This window comes from Halorubrum sp. Hd13 (genome assembly GCF_002252755.1).
Lineage (GTDB): Archaea > Halobacteriota > Halobacteria > Halobacteriales > Haloferacaceae > Halorubrum.
This window is the reverse complement of record NZ_NHOY01000071.1, coordinates 59,587-79,617: the sequence shown is the minus strand read 5'-3', so window position 1 is coordinate 79,617 and position 20,031 is coordinate 59,587. Positions and strand designations below refer to the sequence as shown.

Annotated in this window: 16 protein-coding genes; 6 read left to right on the top strand and 10 right to left on the bottom strand. The window is 71.5% G+C overall.

Annotated elements, in window-relative coordinates; translation table 11 throughout:
* The first annotated feature begins 103 nt into the window (after positions 1-103).
* A complete protein-coding gene (locus tag DJ81_RS09925; RefSeq protein WP_094589502.1) occupies positions 104-4,834 on the top strand; it encodes a glycoside hydrolase family 15 protein in 4,731 nt (1,576 codons plus the stop codon).
* A gap of 27 nt (positions 4,835-4,861) precedes the next feature.
* Here the strand turns inward: DJ81_RS09925 and DJ81_RS09920 are convergent, their stop codons facing one another.
* Complete coding sequence (locus tag DJ81_RS09920) at positions 4,862-5,338, bottom strand: hypothetical protein (protein WP_094589500.1); 477 nt, start codon at positions 5,336-5,338, stop codon at positions 4,862-4,864.
* Positions 5,331-7,178, bottom strand: coding sequence for a DNA mismatch repair protein (locus DJ81_RS09915; RefSeq protein WP_094522421.1), 1,848 nt, complete (start codon positions 7,176-7,178; stop codon positions 5,331-5,333). Before DJ81_RS09915 ends, DJ81_RS09920 begins: the two co-directional genes overlap by 8 nt.
* 132 nt (positions 7,179-7,310) lie before the next feature.
* Between DJ81_RS09915 and DJ81_RS09910 the strand changes: the two genes are divergently transcribed.
* Positions 7,311-7,985 (top strand): MBL fold metallo-hydrolase, encoded by a 675-nt coding sequence (locus DJ81_RS09910; RefSeq protein ID WP_094589498.1) that lies wholly within the window; start codon positions 7,311-7,313, stop codon positions 7,983-7,985.
* A 28-nt stretch (positions 7,986-8,013) separates the two neighbouring features.
* On the opposite strand, the gene DJ81_RS09905 is transcribed toward DJ81_RS09910, so the two are convergent.
* The 4 genes from DJ81_RS09905 to DJ81_RS09890 form a co-directional block, all read right to left on the bottom strand.
* Positions 8,014-9,162: an acyl-CoA dehydrogenase family protein gene (locus DJ81_RS09905; protein ID WP_094522417.1), complete on the bottom strand. Its 1,149-nt coding sequence runs from the start codon at positions 9,160-9,162 to the stop codon at positions 8,014-8,016.
* A gap of 64 nt (positions 9,163-9,226) precedes the next feature.
* Positions 9,227-11,158: an o-succinylbenzoate--CoA ligase gene (gene menE / locus DJ81_RS09900; RefSeq protein WP_094589512.1), complete on the bottom strand. Its 1,932-nt coding sequence runs from the start codon at positions 11,156-11,158 to the stop codon at positions 9,227-9,229.
* A gap of 27 nt (positions 11,159-11,185) precedes the next feature.
* A complete protein-coding gene (locus tag DJ81_RS09895) occupies positions 11,186-11,620 on the bottom strand; it encodes a universal stress protein (RefSeq protein WP_094580947.1) in 435 nt (144 codons plus the stop codon).
* Between the two features lie 163 nt (positions 11,621-11,783).
* Positions 11,784-12,740 carry a transcription initiation factor IIB family protein gene (locus DJ81_RS09890; protein ID WP_094522413.1) on the bottom strand — a complete coding sequence of 319 codons (957 nt, stop codon included), beginning with the start codon at positions 12,738-12,740 and terminating at the stop codon, positions 11,784-11,786.
* 290 nt (positions 12,741-13,030) lie between these two features.
* Here DJ81_RS09890 and DJ81_RS09885 point away from each other — a divergent pair, with 290 nt between their 5' ends.
* Positions 13,031-13,420, top strand: coding sequence for a hypothetical protein (locus DJ81_RS09885; RefSeq protein ID WP_094522411.1), 390 nt, complete (start codon positions 13,031-13,033; stop codon positions 13,418-13,420).
* Between the two features lie 3 nt (positions 13,421-13,423).
* A complete protein-coding gene (locus DJ81_RS09880; RefSeq protein ID WP_094526240.1) occupies positions 13,424-14,047 on the top strand; it encodes an METTL5 family protein in 624 nt (207 codons plus the stop codon).
* Between the two features lie 58 nt (positions 14,048-14,105).
* Here the strand turns inward: DJ81_RS09880 and DJ81_RS09875 are convergent, their stop codons facing one another.
* From DJ81_RS09875 to DJ81_RS09865, 3 genes are all read right to left on the bottom strand, one after another.
* Entirely contained in the window at positions 14,106-16,013 is a 1,908-nt protein-coding gene (locus DJ81_RS09875; RefSeq protein ID WP_094589495.1) for a rhomboid family protein, read from the bottom strand.
* Between the two features lie 68 nt (positions 16,014-16,081).
* Entirely contained in the window at positions 16,082-16,360 is a 279-nt protein-coding gene (locus tag DJ81_RS09870; RefSeq protein WP_094522405.1) for a UPF0058 family protein, read from the bottom strand.
* A 116-nt stretch (positions 16,361-16,476) separates the two neighbouring features.
* The gene (locus tag DJ81_RS09865) at positions 16,477-16,692 is read right to left on the bottom strand and encodes a cell surface protein (RefSeq protein ID WP_094522403.1); all 216 of its coding nucleotides are present in this window, start codon (positions 16,690-16,692) and stop codon (positions 16,477-16,479) included.
* 343 nt (positions 16,693-17,035) lie between these two features.
* On the opposite strand from DJ81_RS09865, the gene DJ81_RS09860 reads away from it, so the two are divergent.
* Together DJ81_RS09860 and DJ81_RS09855 are read left to right on the top strand one after the other, a co-directional pair.
* Positions 17,036-17,674 (top strand): sulfite oxidase-like oxidoreductase, encoded by a 639-nt coding sequence (locus tag DJ81_RS09860; RefSeq protein ID WP_094522401.1) that lies wholly within the window; start codon positions 17,036-17,038, stop codon positions 17,672-17,674.
* A 114-nt stretch (positions 17,675-17,788) separates the two neighbouring features.
* Positions 17,789-19,150, top strand: a complete 1,362-nt coding sequence (locus DJ81_RS09855; protein ID WP_094558379.1) for an isochorismate synthase MenF — start codon at positions 17,789-17,791, stop codon at positions 19,148-19,150.
* A gap of 95 nt (positions 19,151-19,245) precedes the next feature.
* Here the strand turns inward: DJ81_RS09855 and DJ81_RS09850 are convergent, their stop codons facing one another.
* Positions 19,246-19,986 carry a proteasome assembly chaperone family protein gene (locus tag DJ81_RS09850; RefSeq protein WP_094522399.1) on the bottom strand — a complete coding sequence of 247 codons (741 nt, stop codon included), beginning with the start codon at positions 19,984-19,986 and terminating at the stop codon, positions 19,246-19,248.
* Between the last annotated feature and the right edge of the window lie 45 nt (positions 19,987-20,031).

The window sequence follows — 20,031 nt, the reverse complement described above, 5'->3', positions numbered from 1 at the left end:
ATCGGCACCCGGGGTATTCGTTGTTCCCCTTCGCCGGATCGCGGCGAAACCGGTCGGTCGCCTCGTTCGTCAAGGCTTTTACCGAGGGAATCGCAGGGCGACTATGCGACTGCGAACCGCTCTCACGGAGCACGAACGTCGGCGCGGCGAGCGCTATCCGGCGGAGCGTCCCACGACCGCCGGCGCGTTCACGGGCGACGACGGCCGTCTGGTCCACGTCGGGCCCGACGGCACCGTCCACGACTGTTCGTACTCCCTGTCGGGAGTCGGCGGGGCCGACCGGCTCCGGATGGGGATCACGGCCGGCCGCGGCGTCCGCTGGTTCGACGATCTCACGACGACGCGACAGCACTACGACGAGGACACGCCGCTCGTCGAGACCGAGTACGACGCGGGCCGGTACACGATCCACCAGTTCGACCTCGTCGTGAGCGACACCCACCTGACGCACATCGAACTGCGGGGCGCGCCGCCCGCGGGCGCCGAGCTCGTCGCCGCCTGCGCGTTCTCGCCCGACATGGTCGAGGGCCGCGTCGGCAACCTGGTCCACGAGGGGGCCGGACCGGACGACGGGAGCGTCGTCGAGGTGTACCACCGCTCCGAGCACGACTTCCTCACGGCGTCGACGGGGCTCACGGCGGCGCACGGCCAGCGGCTCCGCACGATCACTGAACTGCTCGGCGAGGGCGGGGCAGGGTTCCCCCACCGCGGGGAGATCGACCAGCGCGAGGACTCGCGGCTCACCCCGGACGTCGTCGTCCGCGCGCCATTCGAGCGCGACGGCCGGACCGAGCGCGTCACGCTCGCGAGCCGGGCCGTCGTCGACCGGCAGGAGACGCGCGAGACGGGCGACGACGCGTTGGCCGCGCTCTCCGACGGTCCCGACCGCCGCCGGCGGATCGAGGAGCTCTCTCGGATCGCGACCGCCTACCCGGACGCCGACGACCTCCGCGAGGCGGCGGCCGGCCGTGGGCCGGAGGTGCCCGAAGACGTGCCGCGGCGGGACGTGATCAGGAGCGACCTCCGGGCGCTCGACCTGCTGACGGCCGAGTCCGGCGCTCGGATCGCCGCCCCCGAGTTCGACCCCTTCTACTCGACCTCCGGCGGCTACGGCTACACCTGGTTCCGCGACGAGGCGGAGACCGCGACGGCGCTGTTGACCGCGAGCGAGGAGGTCGGCCTCGACGCCGACGAGGAGCTGCTCGCGACCGCCTCCTTCTTCTGTCGCACGCAGGACGCCGACGGCTCGTGGCCCCACCGCGTCTGGGCCGACTCCGGCAAGGTCGCCCCCGGCTGGGCGAACGCCAGGATCGAGGGCGCGAACGGGACGGCCGGACCGAACGACCAGCTGGACCAGCCCGCGTCCGTGGTCGCGTTTTTGGCCCGACTCCGCCGGACGACCGACCTCCCCGAGGAGTGGCGCGAGCGGATCGACGCGACGATCGCCGACGCGGTCGCCTTCCTCCGCGAGACGACCGAGGACGACGGGCTCCCCCGGCGTTGTCAGAACTGCTGGGAGAACGCCCTCGGGCGGTTCACCCACACCGGCGCGGCCTACCTGCGCGCGTTCGCCGCGGTCGCCCGTGCCCCGGTCGACGACGAGACGCGCGTCGCGGCCGCGGCGGCGGCCGACGAGGCGATCGCCGGGCTCGACGACCGCTGGAACCCCGACACCGAGCGATTCCCCCAACGGGCGAGCGCGGAGAGTCGCGACGACCGTGCGGACGCCAGCACGTTCGCGCTGGCGAGCGCGACCGTCGAGTACGCGGCCCTCCGCGAGGAGCGCGCGGACGTCGACGGCGCGGTCACCGACGGCTCCGGCGCGGCGGTCGCGACGGCCGACTTCGAGGCGTTCCTCGACCGCGTGGAGAGGCACGTCCGGAACTCGATCGAGGCGCTCCGCCGGGAGACGGCCGATGTCGAGGGGATCGTCAGGTTCACCGGCGACGACTGGCGCACGGCCGAGCAGGGCGCCGCGAAGGTGTGGTCGATCGCGACGCTGTGGGGCGCGACGGCCGCCGCCTCGCTCGGCGGGCTCGTGCGTGAGCGCGACGGCGACGCCGACGAGCTGTTCGGGGCGGCCCGAGACCTCTACGCCCTCTGCGAGCCAGACGGTCACTTCGTCAACGACGCCGGGCTGTTCGCCGAGCAGGCGTTCGACGACGGGGACCTCGACGGCGCGACGCCGATCGGGTGGTCGCACGCGCTCCGGATCGAGGCGACGGTGACGCTCGCGAAGCACGGCGCGCTCCCCGTCCCGCACGACCGACCGACCGGACCGAGCGAGGCGCCCCACTGGACGACGGGCCGGAAGTTCGGCGTCGGGACCCCCGCCGACCACGAGGCCGACGACCCGGTCCCGGTCTGGTTCACCCTGACCGAGGGGGCGCTCACCGAGGCCCGCTTCCCGCGGATCGACGTGATGAACGTCCGCACGTTCGACTTCCTCGTCGCCGACCCGGAGACGGGCCACACCGTCCGGACGTTCGACGAGACGAGCCACGTCACGGCGACGGAAACTGTGGAGCGGACGACGGAACCGACCGCCGGCGACGCGCTCGCGTACACGCAGACGATCCGCGAGACCGGCGACGGCCACGGCCACGAGTGGACGCTGACCGTCGAGTACGCCGTCGACACCGACGGTGACGCGGTCCTCGCGGACGTCGACTTCGAGGGCGAGGGTGAGTACGACGTGTACGCGCTGGTCGACACGACGATCACGAACGTCGGGACGAACGACCGCGGCGACCGCGTGGCGGGCGCCGACGGGTACCACCTCCTCGCGCGCAACGACGACGCGGCCGAGCGGAGCACGGGGAAACTCGTCGACGACGGCGGCGACTCCTTCGAGGTCGCGCTCGCGCTCGCCAGCGACGACCGGTTCGAGTGGGCCAGCGTCCTCTCGGCCGGCGGTGACGAGGCCGACGCCCTGTTCAGCGAGGGGGAGCGCGGCGACGGCACCGCGGAGGGGACCGGCAACGTCGTGCTCGCCGGGCTCGTCGGGAGCGGGACCGCGGTCTCCGACACGGTCGCGCTCGGCTTCGCCGAGAACGCCGACACCGCGGCCGCGCTCGGCGAGGCCCGCGGCGCAATCTCGCGCGGCTTCGACGACGTCTCCGCCTCCTACGTCGAGACGTGGCGCGACTGGCTCGCCGGCCGGGAGTTCCCCGACTCGGTGACCGGCGACGCGGAGCTGGAGGCGCAGTACCGCTTCGCGCTGATGACCCTCGCGGCCGTGGAGGACAAGCGCCACGACGGCGCGGGGATCGCGAGCCCGTCGGTGCCGTGGGGCGAGACGGAATACGCCGCCGAGGACCGCGGCTACGGCTACAACTTCGTCTGGTCGCGCGACCTCTATCAGGTGTTCACAGCGCTGATCGAGGTCGGCGAGGTCGAGCGGGGCGCGAACGCGCTCGCGTACCTCTACAACACCCAGCAGGACGACGACGGCTTCCTGCCGCAGAACACCTACATCGACGGCCGCACCCGCTGGGGCGGCGAGCAGATGGACAACATCGCGTTCCCGTCGGTGATGGCGTGGCAGCTGTACGAGCACGGGACCGCGCCGGCCGACGCCGACTACACCTACGACCAGGTCCGGCGCTCGCTCGGCTACATCGCGGCGAACGGTCCGGAGACGGCCCAAGAGCGCTGGGAGGAGGAGGCCGGCTTCTCTCCGTCGAGTATCGCCGCCGAGATCGCCGGACTCGTCTGCGGCGCCGCCCTCGCGCTCGCGGAGGCGGGCCGGATCGAGTCCGGCGGCGGCCCGGCTGGCGGCTCGCGCGACGACCCCGCCCCCGACGAGCTCCGCGCCGACGCGCTCGCGTGGCTCGGGCTCGCGGACGATTGGACCGCGCGCGTCGAGGAGTGGTGCGCGACGTCGACGGGGACCGATCGGCACGCCGAGACGCCGTACTACCTCCGGGTCACCGCGGACGGCGACCCCGACTCCGGGCGACCGCGGACGATCGCCAACGACGGGCCGACCTACGACGAGCGGGAGATCGTCGACGGAGGCTTCCTCGAACTCGTCCGGCTCGGGGTGAAGCCGGCCGACGACGAGACGGTCCGGAACTCCGTCTCCGTCGTCGACGAATCGATCCGCGTCGACACGCCGTACGGCCCCGCGTGGTACCGCTACGTCGGCGACGCCTACGGCGAGATCGCCGCCGGTGACCCGGGCGCGCCCTGGGCCGGCACCGGCGACGGCCGCGGCCGGCTGTGGCCGATCTTCACCGGCGAGCGCGGCGAGTACGAGCTCCGCGCCCGCGCCGACGGCCCCGACGCCTTCGGCGGCACCGAGGAGGCCGAGCTCGAACCCGCCGCCCTGCTGGAGACGATGGCCGGGTTCGGCAACTCCGGGCGGATGCTCCCCGAGCAGGTGTGGGACCGCGAGCACCCGACCGACTACGGCTGGGAGTTCGGCGAGGGAACCGGGGGGGCGACCCCGCTCGCGTGGTCGATGGCGGGCTACATCCGGCTCGCGCACGGCGTCGACGCCGGGGAGCCGGTCGAGACCCCGACCGTCGTCCGTGAGCGGTACGTCGAAGGCGACCGCCCCGCGGCGCCCGACCTCACCGCCGCCGTCGAGTACGCGGGCGAGGACCTCGTCGTCTCCGGCGAGACCGACGCCGAGGCGGTCGCGGTGTACACCGCCGACGGCTCGACGCTCGCGACGCCCGACGACGGCGCGTACGAGGTCCGACTGGACGCCGACCTCGACGCCGACACGGTGGTGGTCGCGGCGGCGACGGCCGACAGCGGCGACGCGGACGCGGCGCTCGCCGACTTCGGCGGCGCCGGCACGTCGGTTAAGCGGCTTCGGCTGTAACGGATCCGCGGCCTCTTTTAAAAATAGTCACCCGAGCGCGGTCACGTCGACCGCGCGGGTCTCGCCGTCGACCTCCAGCTCGACGGCGTCGACGATCGACCCGCTGACGCGCTCGCGCCACCCCTCGACGGCCTCGGCGTGACGCTCCCGGCGGGTCTCGACGTCGGCGTCGGGGTGTGCCGCCGCCGTCTCGTCGACCTCGGGGTACGGGGGGACCTCGGCGACGAGGTCGCGGGGATCGACGTGAATAGGGGTCGGGGAGTCGCCGTCGCGTCCGCTCGTCTCGCTTCCGTCCGCTTCCGCGACCTCCGTCCCGGTGTCGATCGCGTGGAGTCGGGCCCGCATTCGACCGGAGAACGGCGGCGTCACCCGCAGGACGACCTCGCGGTCGCTCCGGAGCGTCGCCTCGAGCGCGCTCGCGACGTCCTCGCGGTGGACCGCGATCGACCGTATTCGCCCGCCTCCCGCGCCCTCCGCGGGGCCGCCCGCCTCCTCGTCAGTCATCGTCACCCGCCCACTCCGCGTCCGAGAGGGTGCGCTGGACCGCCTCCTCGCCGACGGCGCCGGCGAGGTGCTCGAACCCCGCGCGCACGCCGCGATCGCTCGCGTTCGCGACGAGTCGAGAGACGATGAACTCCGGCGTCGACTTGCCGATCGTACCGAAGCGGGGCTGGTAGTCGACGCGCAGTTCGAGGTCGTTCGTGAGCCCCTCCGCGAAGATCCCGTCGATCCGGGCGGCCTCCGGGAGCGGGCTCAGGTCCTCCGCGAGGTGCGTGACGTACACGCCGAGCGCGCCCCGCTCGACGGTGAGCGTCACGAGACCGTTCAACAGGTCGGCGGCCCGCCCCGGCTCCGTGATCGCCTCGAACTCGTCGACGAGCATCAGCGTCCGGCCCTCTTCGACGAGCGGCGGGACCACCGACTTCAGCGTCGACTCCAGTACGCCGGCGTTGAACGAGGCGTGGCGCCGGTGGAAGACGATCCGGTCGAAGGAGCCGACCTGCGCCTCCTCTGCGGGCACCGGGAGCCCCATCGACGCGAGCAGGGCCACCGCGCAGACCGTCTCCAGCAGCGTCGTCTTCCCGCCCGAGTTCGCCCCCGTAAGCACGCTCACGCGGTCGCCGGTCGGCGGCGCGTCGACGCTCGCCACGCCCGCGTCGCCCGCGAGCGAGTGGGTCCCGACCGCGTACGACACCGGCTGCACCTCGCCGGCGATGAACGGGTTCCGCGCGTTCCGCACCGCGATCCCGTCGTCGACGAGCGTCGGTCGCGCGAGGTCGTACGCGGCCGCGAAGCGCGCGAGCGAGAGCAGGAACGCGGCGTCCGAGACGGCGGTCACCGCCCGGGCGACGTGGCTCTCCCGCTCGTCGTCTCCGTCGCCTCCGCCGTCTTCGCCCGAGTCCGCCCGCGCGCCGCCGATCCGCTCCCGGATGTCGGCGGCGACCGCCGCCTCGCGCTCCGCGACCTCCGCCTCCAGCTCCGCCGCGAGGTCGCGGAGGGTCGCCGAGACGAAGTCGGCGGCGTCGAGCGCGTCGTCGGGAGCCACCGACCGCACCGTCGCCGGGTCGACGCCGGTCTCGCTCGCGACGTGGTCGATCGTCGCGGCCTCCAGGGCCTCGAAGTCGCGCAGCGAGCCGTCCCGGACCGCGTCGAGCACGTCGAACGCGGAGTTCGCCAGCTCCTCGGCCGCGTCGAGCCGGTCGCGCAGGCGGTCCAGCTCGTCGTCGGCGCCGCGAGCGACCTCGATGTCGCCGTCGCCGTCGACGCTCGTCGGGTCGATCGACCCGCGCACGTCGGCGAGGGCGCCGGCGGCGTCCCGCAGGGCGTCCGCCTCCAGCGCGCCCACCGCTTCGAACGGGCCGTCGTCGAGCCCCGCTTCCCGCAGCGCGATGGCGGTTTCGACGGCCGCGAGGTCCGAACCCTCGGCGTCGTCGTACGCGTCGAACGCCTCGGTCACGCGCTCGCGGTCGGCCTCGACGAGCCCCTCCCACGCGTCGCGCGCGGCGACCACGCCGTCGAGTCGGGCCTCGACCGCCTCCCGGTCCGCTAGCGGCGTCAGCACTCGGATCCGGTCGGCGGCGTGGGCCGTCAGCGCGTGGCCGGCGGCCAGCGAGAGCAGGTCGTCGTACACCGAGCGGGTGTCCCCCGTCGCGAGGACGTCCATGCCGGCCTCGCCGTTGGCCCGGCGGAGGATCCGGGTGGCTCGCCCGCGGTGGAGTCCGGCGTCGACGAGCGCCCGGACGTCGGCCGCCTCGATCGCCTCGATCGCCCGCGAGGTCCCCAGCGCCGAGACGAGCCGCTCGCTCGTCTTCGGGCCGATCCCCCAGTAGTCCTCGAGTCGCATACGCCGACGTGACGCCGCGGCGTCTTGGCGTTTTCGTCGGCGGTGCGGTCGCCGATGCGAACACCGGACGCGGTGACTCCCGCCGTCCCTCGGTCGCCACCGTCAAATCCCCGTCGGTCGTTACCACTCGGTATGCCCACGGAACTCGCGGACGGAGTGTGGCGGTTCGAGCTGCGGGGCGTCAGCGCGTACCTCGTCGACGACGACGTCCCCACGCTCGTCGACGCGGGGACCCCGTGGGACGACGCAGCGATCCGGGAGGGGCTCGCCGAGGCCGGCGTGGACGTCGCGGACATCGGCCGAGTGCTGTTGACCCACTACGACCTCGACCACGTCGGGGCGCTCGCGGCGCTGACGCCGGAGCTCGACGCGACCGTGTACACCGGCGCGTTCGACGCGGCGATCCTCCGCGGGGAGCGGTCGCCGCCGCTGCGCAATCACAAGGGAGCGTTTCAGCGCCTCGCCGGCCTGTTCACGACGCATCCGGACCTGGAGGTCGAGTCCGTGTCCGACGGTCAACGGCTCGGCTCGTTCACCGCGTACCACACGCCCGGCCACACCCCGGGTCACGTCGCGTACGTGAGCGAGTCGCTCGGCGTCGCGCTCCTCGGCGACCTCGTCTCGGCGTCCGACGGCGGGCTCGACCCCTCGGAGTGGTTCATCAGCTACGACACGGACGCGGTACTGGAGAGCATCCGCGACCTCGCCGCCCGCACCCCGCCGTTCGAGGTGGCCTGCGTCGGCCACGGCGACCCCCTCACGTCGGGCGGAAGCGAGGCGCTCGCGGCGCTGGCCCGTCGGATCTGAGAAAAGCGGCCGACCCGCACTCCCGGCTCTACCGCGACTGGCGGTAGATCAGGTTCCGCTGGATGTCGTTGGCGCCCTCGTAGATCACCGGGATGCGCACGTCGCGGTAGACGCGGGCGATCCGGCGGTCGGTGAGGATCGACCGCCCGCCGTGGAGCTTCATCCCCTTCTCGGCGCAGTCGGTCGCGACCTCCGTGGACTTTGTCTTCGCCAGCGCGGCCCAGTACCCCGCGTCTTCGTTGTTCGCGACCTTCTCGCAGGCGCGCCAGTTGAGCGCGCGCGCCGACTCGAAGCCGATCCGCATGTCCGAGAGGGTGTGCTGGACCGCCTGGAACTCGTTGACCGTCCGGCCGAAGGCGTTACGCCCGTGAACGAACTCCTCGGCCTCCTCGATGGCGGCCGCGGCCAGCCCGAGCCCGTGCCCGCCGACGACCACGCGGCCGTGGTTGAAGAAGTCCGCGAGGACGTAGAAGCCGCCGCCCTCGCTGCCGACGACGTTCTCCTCGGGGACGAAGCAGTCCTCGAAGACGATGTGGCCCTGCTTCGAGGCGCGCATCCCCATCTTCTCCGGGATGTGCTCCGCCTCGTACCCCTCGCTGTCGGTCTCGACGATGAACAGCGTGTAGTTCGAGTAGCGGTCGTCGCTCTCGCCGGTCTTCGCGTAGACGGTGAGCCAGTCGGCTTCGACCGCGTTGCCGACCCAGTACTTCTCGCCGGTGATCTCGTACCCGCCGTCGACCTTCTCGGCTTTCGTCGTCATCCCCGCGAGGTCGGAGCCGGTCTCCGGCTCAGAGACGGCGAGCCCGGAGATCTGGTCGTTCTCCGCGACCGGCCGGAGGTACTCCTCCTTCTGCGCCTCGGTGCCGTACTGCTCGACCATCTCGCAGCCGAAGCTCGCGAGCTGGAGGGTGAGCGCGATGCCGGCGTCGGCGCGGTAGAACTCCTCCGCGATCGCGAGCACCTGCGCGAGGTCGAACCCCTTCCCCCCGTACTCCTCGCCGATGTCCTGCGCGATGAGTCCCGCGTCCATCGCCGCCTCCAGCACCTCCCACGGGTACTCGCCCGAATCGTAGTACTCCGCCGCGTTCGGCGCGATGTGCTCGTCGGCGAACTCGCGGGCCTCGGCCTTCACGTCGCGCGCGCGCTCCGGCACGACGCTGTCGTCCAGTAGATCCATGTCCGATCCGCGGGCCCCGCGGTCAAAACGTTCGTGGAACAACGAGAAATATCGGGAGAGTTTATTACTCGCCTCGGGCGTCGTCGGCATCGACGACCTCGACGTCGACCTCTGAGGTGTCCTCGTCGGGATCGTCTTCGCCTTCGCTTTCGTCGTCTCCGTTTTCGTCTTCGCCTTCGCTTTCGTCGTCTCCGCTTTCGTCTTCGCCTTCGCTTTCGTCGGCGTCGGCGACGTCGGAACCGCCCTCACCCGCGGTGGCGACGTCGGAGTCGTCCACGCCGTCGGCTCCGTCTGCCGCCTCGCCGGCGGAGTCGTCCGCGTTTTCCGCGGAGTCGTCCGCGTTCGCGACCTCTTCGGCATCGTCGATCTCGACTCTGTCGTCGCCGTCGTCGTCCGGGGGTTCGGTCGGATCCGCGGGCTCGAAGCCGGCCGTCTTCAGTTCGGCCTCCGGATCGCGATTCAGGTCCCGACCGGTCTCCCGAAGCGCCTCCCGCGCGGCCTCTCGATCGACAGTGCCCGAGACCGTCCGCGGGAGCTCGTCGACGAGGGCGATCGTTTTCGGGATCTTGAACCCGCTGAGCCGCTCGCGGGCGAACGAGGCGAGCGCCGCCTCGTCCACCGGTTCCCCCGTCCGGTCGCCGACCGCGAGCAGCGCGGCGACCCGCTCGCCCCACATCTCGTCGTCGAGACCGACGACGGCGACGTCCTCGACCGTGGGAAACTCCCGAAGCACGTCGCTCACCTCGCCGGGCTCGACGTTCTCGCCCCCGGTGATGATGCGGTCGTCGAGCCGGTTGAGCACGTAGAGGTAGCCGTCTTCGTCGATCCGTCCCACGTCGCCGGTGTGAAGCCCGTGGGGGCCGAAGATGGACTGATCGAGTTCGGCGGTCGCCCCGTCGCCCGCGTCCGTCGGGGGCTTCAGATACCCCGGCGACACCGTCGGGCCGTCGACGACGATCTCCCCCGACTCCCCGGCTTCGACCGGCGCGCCGTCCTCGTCGACGACCGTCACCTCGGTTCCGAACAGCGGGCGGCCGACCGTGCCGAGCCGCCCCTTCGTCTGCCGGGGCGTCGCGGTCGCGATCTGCGAGGCCGACTCGGTCATCCCGTACGTCGGATACACCGGGACCGAGTAGTCGCGGCAGCGCTCCAACAGCTCGTCCGGCGCCGGCGCGCCGCCGAGCAGGACCACGCGAAGCGTGTCCGACAGGGTGCCGCGCCTGTCGAGCATCCGCTTGAGCATCGTCGGGACGAGCGAGACGCCGGTCACGTCGTACGTGTCGATGTCGTCGGCGGTGCCCCCGGCGTCGAACCCCTCCCGGAGCACGAGGGTCGTCCCGTACAGCGCCGAGCGGTAGACGGGCGCGAGCCCGCCCATGTGGTGTAACGAGAGAGAGACGAGCCAGCGGTCGCCGGGGTCGACACCGAGCCGGAACGCGGAGGCGACGGCGGAACTGCACACGTTACCGGCGGTGAGCGGAACCGGCTTCGGCTCCCCCGTCGTGCCGGACGTGAAGAGGATACAGAGGTGATCGTCGAACTCCCACTCTGGGGGATCGACCGTCGCGGGCTCGACGTCGTGGACGGCGGTGACGGTCCCGTCGGTCGGGTCGTCGACGGAGAAGACGGGCGTGTCGTCGATCCCGTCGACGGCCGCCAACGCGTCGTCTTCCGTCGGCTCCGCGCAGACGACCGCGGAGAGGTCCGCCCGCTCCGCCCGCTCCGAGAGCTCCCTGGGCGTGAGCTCCTGTCCGAGCGGGACGAAAGTCGCGCCGATCCGCATCGCCGCGTGGACCAGTCCGACCGTCCCGACGTACGGGGGCGTGATCACGCCGAGCCGGTCGCCCGCCTCGATCCCGTGGGCGACGAGGCGCCCCGCCGTCTCCGAGACGAGTTGGTCGAGGTCCGTGTACGTCCAGGCCTCGCCGTCCTCGGCCCGCACGAGCGCCGCGGCGTCCGGGGAGGCGGCGACCCGGTGTGACAGCCAGTCTCGCACGGGGGTCACCCCCGTCGCGGCGGGCACTCACTCATCGCTCGGCTGTCGGACGGTGAGGACGGGCACGTCCGAGGTTCGGACGACCCGCTCGGTGACGCTGCCGAGGAGATACCGGTCGAGCCCCTTCCGGCCGTGCGTCCCCATCACGATCATGTCGATGTCGTTCTCGTCCACGTAGTTCCGGATCGAGCGGTACGCGGTCCCCGTCGTGACGACCGCCTCGCAGCTCACGCCCGCGCTCTCGGCCGCGTCCGCGACCCGCTGCGTGGCCTCCTCTCCCTCGGACTCGAGCGCGTCGACCACGATCTCGGCGCCCGCTTCGAGCGTCGCGTACGCCGCGCCGTCGACGACGTACAGCGCGTGGAGCGTGGCGTCGTACTGCTCGGCGAGGTCGATCGCATGTTCGATCGCGGCGTCCGACGCGGGGCTACCGTCCGTCGGGACGAGGATATGCGAGTACATCTCGCGAGAAGATACGCTCGGTACCGATTAAAAACCCGATCACGAGCGGCGCACCGCGGGAAGACCGCACGTCTGCGCCGCGTTTTCCGCCGCGACGAGGGCCCGTCGCCGGCGCCGCGTTTCCGGCCGCGACACGGCTGGCTCGCCTCCGCACGCGTCGCCGCTAGCGGAAGCCCATCGCTTCGATCTGCTCTTGATACCGGTTGCGGATGGTGACCTCCGTCACCTGCGCGACGTCGGCGACCTCGCGCTGGGTCTTCTTCTCGTTACACAGCAGCGAGGCCGCGTAGATCGCCGCGGCCGCGAATCCGGTCGGGGACTTCCCGGAGAGGAGCCCCTGCTCGGCGGAGACGTCGATGATCTCCGTCGCCTTCGACTGGACCTCCTCGCTCAGCTCCAGCGACGACGCGAAGCGGGGAACGAACTGCTTCGGGTCGACGGGCTTCAGTTCCAATCCGAGCTCCTGGGAGATGTAGCGGTACGTCCGACCGATCTCCTTCTGCGGAACGCGCGAGACGTCGGCGACCTCGTCGAGCGATCGGGGGATGCCCTCCTGCCGGCAGGCGGCGTAGAGCGCGGCGGTGGAGACGCCCTCGATCGACCGGCCGCGGATGAGGTCCTCGTTGAGCGCGCGTCGATAGATGACCGAGGCGACCTCGCGTACCGACCGCGGCACGCCGAGCGCGCTCGCCATGCGGTCGATCTCGGAGAGCGCGAACTGGAGGTTGCGCTCGCCGGCGTCCTTCGTGCGGATCCGCTCTTGCCACTTGCGCAGCCGGTGCATCTGCGATCGCTTCTCGGAGGAGAGCGACCGTCCGTACGCGTCCTTGTCCTTCCAGTCGATCGTCGTCGTCAGCCCCTTGTCGTGCATCGTCTCGGTGATGGGGGCGCCGACGCGCGACTTCGACTGCCGCTCCGAGTGGTTGAACGCCCGCCACTCCGGCCCGCGGTCGATGTTCCGCTCGTCCAAGACCAGCCCGCAGTCCTCACACACGAGCTCTTGGTCGGCGTCCGTGACTATTTCTTCCGAATCACACTCCGGGCAGGAGACCGTCTCCGTCTCGTCCGACTCTCGCTCGGTGTTCCGCTCCTGTTGACGCTGGCGGCTCGGACGTTCCATTATAAGGTTTCTGGTTATTGTCCTATTTAAACCTTTGTCCCGGATCCGCACGCGTCGCCGGTCGGTTCCGGTTCCTCTCATCTGGTGTGAATGAGTCCGTTGGCGCTTCAAACGCCAGTTACTGACGATCCAGTGCCGAGGATCCCGACTCGCCGACCGTCGGCGCTACCGGTCATCGAACACGAAACGTGACCGCCGAGCGCGGTCATATTAGCGCCGCGACGATCGGCGCTATAATTACTATCAAACATTCACAAAGACTTTTGTATAACTACAACATATGGGTTTCCATGAGCACGACGCAGTCCGACGGGATCGAGGGGACGCTCCGCGGCTGTCGACCCGCGGAGATCGACCCCATCGTCATCGACGCCGACGACCTCGACAGCACCGCGCCCGAACACCTCCGCGAGCTCAAGGCCGAGCTCTCAGCCCGCGGCTACCAGCCGGCGACGCTGTCGGTCGAGGCCTGCTTCGACTGCGAGGACACGCTCTCGACGCAACGGGAGGCCGACCGGCTCCGCGAGTTCGTCCGCGCCGCGTCGTTCCTCGGCGCCGGACGGATCGAGGTCCGGCTGGGGGAGGTGTCCGACCCCGACGCCGCGGAGCCGGCGCTGTCGGCGCTGGCCGAGCGCGCCGACCGCGAAGGGGTCGAACTCGTCCGGACCGCCGCGGCCTGACGGATGGCGTCGAAGCGCTCGCTCGCGACGAAGCTCGGCGTCGTCGCCGGGTTCGAAGAGCCGCGCGTCGCGCTCGAACAGTACCCCACGCCGCCGGACCTGGCCGCGCACGTCGTCCACCTCGCGGACCTCCACGGCGACGTCGACGGTCGCACCGTCCTCGATCTCGGCACCGGGACGGGGATGCTCGCGCTCGCGGCCGCCCTCCGCGGCCCCGCCCGCGTCCTCGGCGTCGAACTCGACCGCGACGCGCTGCTCACCGCGACCGGCAATCAGCGCCGGGTGGCCGCCAGCGCCCCGGTCCACTGGATCCAGGCCGACGCGACGCGGCTCCCGCTGGCCGTGCCCGATCCGGTGACGGTCGTGATGAACCCCCCGTTCGGCGCCCGAGACGGGAACCGCAACGCCGACCGCGGTTTTCTGGCGACGGCGAGCCGCGTCGCGACCGTCTCCTACTCGGTCCACAACGCGGGCAGCCGGGAGTTCGTCGAGGCGTTCGCGGCCGACGAGGGCGGCGAGGTGACCCACGCGTTCGCCGCCGACTTCGCGATCGACGCGCAGTTCGACCATCACAGCGACGAGTCGCGCGATATCGACGCCGAGGTGTACCGGATCGAGTGGGCGTGAGCCCGTCGGGTTCCCCGCCCCGATACCCCCTCACTGCCGCCCTCGGTCCGACCGCGCGTTACTGCCGCCCCTCGTACCGCTCCCGCGTCGCGATCCGCACCCGCGTCTCCCCGCGCTCCGCGAACACCGCGTCCTCCTCGCGCACGAACGCGACCCCCTGGAGCGTGACCGTCTCGTTCGCCGCGGGGAGCGCCGCCCGCTCGGTCTCGCCCCCGTGGGCGACGCGCAGTTCGAAGCCCCCCTCGACGGCCGCGACGGTGACGTTGCGCCCGTCGATCCGCGGCTCCGCCCGCGCCGGCTCGCTCGTGAACAGCGTCGAGCGCGTCTCGTTCCGGACCGCGTCGACCCGGTAGGCCGGGCCGCCGTTCGCCGCCACCCACCCCACTCGTTGGACCCAGACGGTCTCGCGCCACCCGGTCCCGCCCACGTCGACGGCGCGGTACCCCCAGAAGGCGAGGTTCCCCCGCGAGACCGCCGTCGTCCAGATCTCCCGCTCGGCGTTCTTCACGATGACCCCCGAGGTGTTGACGCTCGTCGACCGACCGAACGCCTCGACGTCGACGACGCCCACCACTTCGTCCTCCACGTTCTCGGCGTAGGTCACTTGGTACCCCTCGATCTCGATCGGGTCGCCAGGAAGGTCGCCGTCGTCGACGGCGACGAGGTTCGGGACCACTCCCGGTCCGGCGACGACCGCCAGCGCCGACGCGAGCAGGAGGAGTCCGATCGCGGCCGGCGTGGCGGACCGGACCGCCCCTCGGATCGTGTCGGGTTCCGGCACGGCCGCGTCCGGACGCAGCGGCTCGTCTCGCCCCGCGACCGCGAGGGCGACGATCGCCGCGAGGGCCGCGAGCAGCCCGAATCCCAGCGCCCGGTACAACTCGTACCGCTCGTTCCCGAGGTACCAGTACACCGCCCAGAGCCGACGGGATGCGCCGAAGAGGAGCACCGCGCCGAACGCGGCGAGCGCGGTCGTCCCAGAGCCGCCGCTCGACGCCGTCACCGCCTGACCGCCCTCCGCGCCGTCCGAGCGGGCTTCGCGCTCGCGGCGCCGCCGGACGAGCCACACCGCGGCGAAGATCCCGGCGATGAGCCCGAGGGTGTGGCCCTGGATGGCGACGTTCGCCCACCCAGGCGGCCCGTAGGAGCCGCTCGCTCCGGCGGTGACGACCGGGTCCCGAAGGGCCCGGTAGGCGACGTTCACGAGCGTCGCCCCCGCGAGCGCCGCGATCGTCCCGACGGGATAGAAGACGAGCGCGAACCCCCACAGCGCGAAGACGACCACCGAAAACCCGATCACCGGCCCCAGCGCGAACAGCGCGCTGGCGACCCCGAAAAGCGCGATTGCGCCCGGCACGACGACGAACGCCCGAACGGAGGGACGCTCCGCGAGCGGATCGGTGTCCGGACGCGACGCGCTCATCGAGAGCGACGCGAGCGTCGAAAGTCCGACGGCGCCGAGGCCGAACCCGGTAGCGCCCTCGGAACGGACCCGGCGCAGCGACTCTCGCGACGGGAGGGACTCCCGGCTCGGCAGCGCCGACCGCAGCGTGCCCGTCTCCTCATCGACCTCGCGTCCGCCCGGAAAGTGCCCGTAGGCGTACTCGGCGATTCCGCCGGCGACCAGCGCCGACAGGAGGTTCCCCGTGATGTGCCCGCGGTTGGCGTGCGCGAAGCTCGACCAGAGGAGCCCCTCCGGGTAGAAGTACGACCACGAGCGGAACGGGATCACGACCGGGCGGTCGGGGTTCTCCAGCCCGCTCTGGACGAAGAGGTACACCCCGATCACGCCGGCGACGGCGACCAGCGTCCCCCACGGCACGCCGAGCAGGAAGCGCGAGCGGAGCGCGCGGGTCCACGATCCGGCCGGCCGGTCGGTCGTATAAACGACCGCGACCGCCACGGCGACGAGCCCGCCGCCGACAGCGAGGTGGGCGGCGTCGGACGTCAGCGCCTCCGCGACCATGTGGGAAAGGGAGCGGTCGACCGCTTATGAATCCGCGGGTCGGTCGACCGGGAGGTGGCACCGGGCGGTCAGATCTTGTTCTCGGCGTCGTCCGCCAGCTCCTTCATCCGCTTGCCGACGCGGCCGGCGGGGGAGAACTCGTCCTCGCTCATCGCGTTCGCCAGGGCGTTGCCGAGCACGAACACGGCGTGTTTGTGCTCGCTCTTCGATTTGTGGACGTGCGAGGGGTCGACCTCCAGCTCGTCGTACGGGTCGAACAGCGAGCCGTCGACGGTCTCGTTCGCGCGGAAGTGCTCCATGATCGTCACCATCTGTTCGTGGAGTTCGAGGAGCTCGTCTTTGTGCATACCAGAGATACGAGTCGTAGACAATTTAAGCGTTGTTGAGGGGAATACGCACGGCTCGCGGGGGGGTACCGGACGCGAACGTACAGCCGGGGAGAGATCGCGGGGACGGTCCCGCTTCAGAACACGTACTCGTCTTCGTGGCCCATCATGCCCTCGTCCTCGAACCCGCCGGAGTCGTCCTCGTCTCTCGGTCCGCTCGTCTTGTACGCCTTTATCCCCGTCGACAGGAGCTCTTCCACCGCCTCCTCTCGGTTGAGGAACTCCCCCTGCTCGACCATCTGGGCGATCTGCATCTCCAGATGCTCCGGCACGGTTATCTCTACTCGTGGCATTTCCTGCCCGGGAGTAATGGGAATGGGTATATAAATGTGGCGTCGACGGTACGGGTATGAGAAATCTCACGACGGCATTCTCGAAACTTCAGTTCGAAATATCTAAATTCTAGATCTGTTATACGAAACTTCTAATCGATGGGCGACACGTTCGACGCGCCTGCGTCCTCGCCGTCCGATCGGCGGTCTGCCGGCCTCGCGAACGACAGCCGTTTGAGCCCGCGAGTCAGGGCGACGCCCCCCGCCGTCGGCGTCGTTTTCCGGGGTGTGACTGGGGTCGACCCGGGTTCTGCAACCGACGCGGAGCGATACGCATAGGTGGGCGCGACGCCTACGCCGGCGTATGAGTGGATCCGGCGGCACGGACGCCGCGACCGAGGCCGACGGCGACGTTCAGGACCTCACGGGGCTCTACCGCGAGTACGGCGACGACCGACTCCCTCCGGGCCAGCGCGAGACCGACCGCTTCCCGGTGCTCTCGAAGAGCGGAACGCCCTCGTGGGACCCCGAGACGTTCGCCTTCGAGGTGTGGGGCGCCGTCGACGACCCCCTCGATCTCTCGCTGTCCGAGTTCCGCGACCTCCCGGCCGTCACCCAGCGACAGGACTTCCACTGCGTGACGGGGTGGAGTAAGTTCGACTGCGCGTTCACCGGCGTCGAGTTCGCCGAAATCGTCGACCACGCCGGGGTCCGCGACGACGTCGAACACGTCCTCTTCCACGCGCTCGACGGCTACACCACGAACCTCTCGCTCGACGAGTGCGCTCGAGACGGCGTCCTGTTCGCGTACGGCTACGACGGCGACGACCTCCCGGCCGACCACGGGGGACCGATCAGGGTCGTCACCCCCCACAAGTACGCGTACAAGGGCGCCAAATGGGTCTCGGGAGTGGAGTTCCTCACGGAGAAGGAGCTCGGCTACTGGGAGAAGCGCGGCTACAGCGACACCGCCGACCCGTGGAACGAAGAGCGGTACAGCTGACGGCGGCGAGCGCTTTCGCGCCGTAGGCGTTAGAGCGAGCGACCGCGCGCCCGTCGCCCGCGCCGACCCCCGGGATAGTCAGGATAAAGGGCCCGCAGTGCCGACCGTTACTTAATGGAACGGGCGCGTTCGACCTCGGCTCCGCCCCTCGTCAGCCGCACGACCGCGGTCGACGCGCCCCCGTTCGCGGCCGCCTTCGACGCCCTCTCGACGCCGCGGACGACGTGGAGCGCGCCGGACGACGCCCTCGTCCTCGGGAGCGGGGCAGCCGCGACCCTCACCGCGAGCGGCCCGGAGCGGTTCGCCGAGATCCGGAGCGCCGCCGCCGACCTGTTCGACTCCGGCGACGTCCACGCCGGGACCGAGGCCGCTCGTCCCCGGATCTTCGGCGGATTCGCCTTCCACGAGGGAGCCTGCGGCGGCGACACGTGGGGGCCGTTCCCGGAGGCGCGCTTTGCGCTCCCGCGCGTCCAGCTCACGTTCGCGGACAACGGCACTTGGCTCACGGTGAACGCTGTCGGCCCGGAGACCGACGTTGACGCCGTCGAGCACCGGCTGGCGGACGAGGTCGAACGCCTCGCCGCGGTCGACGGCGACGCGGCCGATCCGCCGCGCCCAGGTATCGCGGAGACCCGTCGGACCACGAGCCGCGAGGCGTGGCGCGAGAGCGTCGACGCCGCGGTCGACCGCATCCGCGGCGGCGACTTACGGAAGGTCGTCCTGGCGCAGGCGCTGGAGGCGGACTTGGCGGCCGAATTCCCGCGAGCGGCGACGCTGAAACGGCTCGCGGAGAAGTACCCCGACTGTCACCGGTACTACTTCGAGCCGGACGAGGAGGAGAGCGCCTTCTTCGGCGCAACTCCGGAGCGGCTGGTCTCGCTTCGCGGGCGGACCGTCGAGACCGACGCGCTCGCGGGGACGACGGGGCGAGGCGAGACGCCGGCGGAGGACGAGTGGCTCGCGCGGGAGCTGCTCGATGACGACAAAAACGTCCACGAGCACGAACTCGTCGCGGACACAGTCCGCGAGCAGCTGGAGCCGTTCGCGGCGTCGGTCTCCGCCGGCGAGCGTCGCGTCCGCCGGCTCGCGACGGTCCAGCACCTCCACACGCCGATCACGGCCGAACTCAGCGACGACCGCCACGTGCTCGACCTCGTGGAGGCGCTCCACCCGACCCCCGCCGTCGGCGGGCTCCCGCCCGACCGCGCCCTGGAGACGATCCACGAGACGGAGCCGTTCGACCGCGGCTGGTACGCGGCGCCGGTGGGCTGGATCGACGCCGCCGGCAACGGCGCCTTCGCGGTCGCGATCCGCTCGGCGGTCGCGGCGCCCCGGCGGGCCACCCTCTTCGCCGGGGTCGGCCTCGTCGCCGACTCCGATCCCGACCGCGAGTGGGACGAGATCCAGCTCAAGTACCGCCCGATCCTCGACGAGTTGGAGGCGGGAGACGGGTCGCCCGGCGCGGACGACGACTGAGTCGAGGGGCGCCCCGCTCGGCGCGGGCGTCGACGAAATCGAGAGACCGCCCGACCGGAGCCGCCGGCGTCCCGGTCGAGAACCGCGCGCGCCGCCTACTGGAACATCTTCAGCGGCTCGGCCTGCGAGCTCTCCTCGGTGGCCTGCTGCATCCGCTCGGCGAACGCCCGCTTCGCCTCGCGGATCTCGGTCGCCTGGTCGACGAGCCCCTCGGTGGGCGTCTCCGTCTCCGCGATCGGGTCGATGCCGTTCCGGATGAGGATCCGCGCGGCCTCGGGGTCGGGAAACTGCGGGTCCGACTCGACGACGAGCCCGACGGCGTCGCGGTCGCGCTCCAGCGCCTCCGCGAGCATCGCGCCCGTCGGCCCGGAGATCAGCCCGGCCTCCGGCGGGTCCTCGACGTCGGCGCGCTCGAGCCGATCGCCGCCGTCGCCGGTCGCCACGCCGTAGATCGACGGCGGCGCCTCCCCCTTCTCGCGGCCGCGTCCGGAGAGGAAGATCGGGAACGTCACCGTCTCCGCGAACCAGTTCTCCAGGCAGCCGGCGACCTCGGTCGCGGCGCCGGGATTCACGGGCACGTCGCTCCGGAGCGCGACGAGGTTGCTCTCCGGGTCGGCGTACAGCCGCACGGGAGTCGTCAGCGCCCGTTCGTCCTCGCGGTAGACGGCCACCCGCGGGAGCCCGTCGCAGTGGACGTTCGCGTAGTGGACCATCTCGTGTTCTTCGATCATGTGGTCCGTCGCGATCTTTCCGACGAGTCCGACGCCCGGGAACCCCTCCACCAGCGTCGGCTCGTCCAGCGAGACGTCCTCGTCGAGGACGGAGATGCGTGCCATGCGTTCGCCTACTCCGGGCAGGGACCTAAAACGTAGGGCGCGCGG

Excerpts from the sequence above, each read along its gene's own strand:
- DJ81_RS09885 (WP_094522411.1), top strand. The coding sequence starts at position 13,031 with ATGAGCACGACGCAGTCCGACGGGATCGAGGGGACGCTCCGCGGCTGT.
- DJ81_RS09905 (WP_094522417.1), bottom strand. The coding sequence starts at position 9,162 with ATGGATCTACTGGACGACAGCGTCGTGCCGGAGCGCGCGCGCGACGTG.
- DJ81_RS09875 (WP_094589495.1), bottom strand. The coding sequence starts at position 16,013 with ATGGTCGCGGAGGCGCTGACGTCCGACGCCGCCCACCTCGCTGTCGGC.
- DJ81_RS09855 (WP_094558379.1), top strand. The coding sequence starts at position 17,789 with ATGGAACGGGCGCGTTCGACCTCGGCTCCGCCCCTCGTCAGCCGCACG.
- DJ81_RS09860 (WP_094522401.1), top strand. The coding sequence starts at position 17,036 with ATGAGTGGATCCGGCGGCACGGACGCCGCGACCGAGGCCGACGGCGAC.
- DJ81_RS09870 (WP_094522405.1), bottom strand. The coding sequence starts at position 16,360 with ATGCACAAAGACGAGCTCCTCGAACTCCACGAACAGATGGTGACGATC.
- DJ81_RS09880 (WP_094526240.1), top strand. The coding sequence starts at position 13,424 with ATGGCGTCGAAGCGCTCGCTCGCGACGAAGCTCGGCGTCGTCGCCGGG.
- DJ81_RS09895 (WP_094580947.1), bottom strand. The coding sequence starts at position 11,620 with ATGTACTCGCATATCCTCGTCCCGACGGACGGTAGCCCCGCGTCGGAC.
- DJ81_RS09910 (WP_094589498.1), top strand. The coding sequence starts at position 7,311 with ATGCCCACGGAACTCGCGGACGGAGTGTGGCGGTTCGAGCTGCGGGGC.
- DJ81_RS09920 (WP_094589500.1), bottom strand. The coding sequence starts at position 5,338 with ATGACTGACGAGGAGGCGGGCGGCCCCGCGGAGGGCGCGGGAGGCGGG.
- DJ81_RS09925 (WP_094589502.1), top strand. The coding sequence starts at position 104 with ATGCGACTGCGAACCGCTCTCACGGAGCACGAACGTCGGCGCGGCGAG.
- DJ81_RS09865 (WP_094522403.1), bottom strand. The coding sequence starts at position 16,692 with ATGCCACGAGTAGAGATAACCGTGCCGGAGCATCTGGAGATGCAGATC.
- DJ81_RS09915 (WP_094522421.1), bottom strand. The coding sequence starts at position 7,178 with ATGCGACTCGAGGACTACTGGGGGATCGGCCCGAAGACGAGCGAGCGG.
- DJ81_RS09850 (WP_094522399.1), bottom strand. The coding sequence starts at position 19,986 with ATGGCACGCATCTCCGTCCTCGACGAGGACGTCTCGCTGGACGAGCCG.
- DJ81_RS09890 (WP_094522413.1), bottom strand. The coding sequence starts at position 12,740 with ATGGAACGTCCGAGCCGCCAGCGTCAACAGGAGCGGAACACCGAGCGA.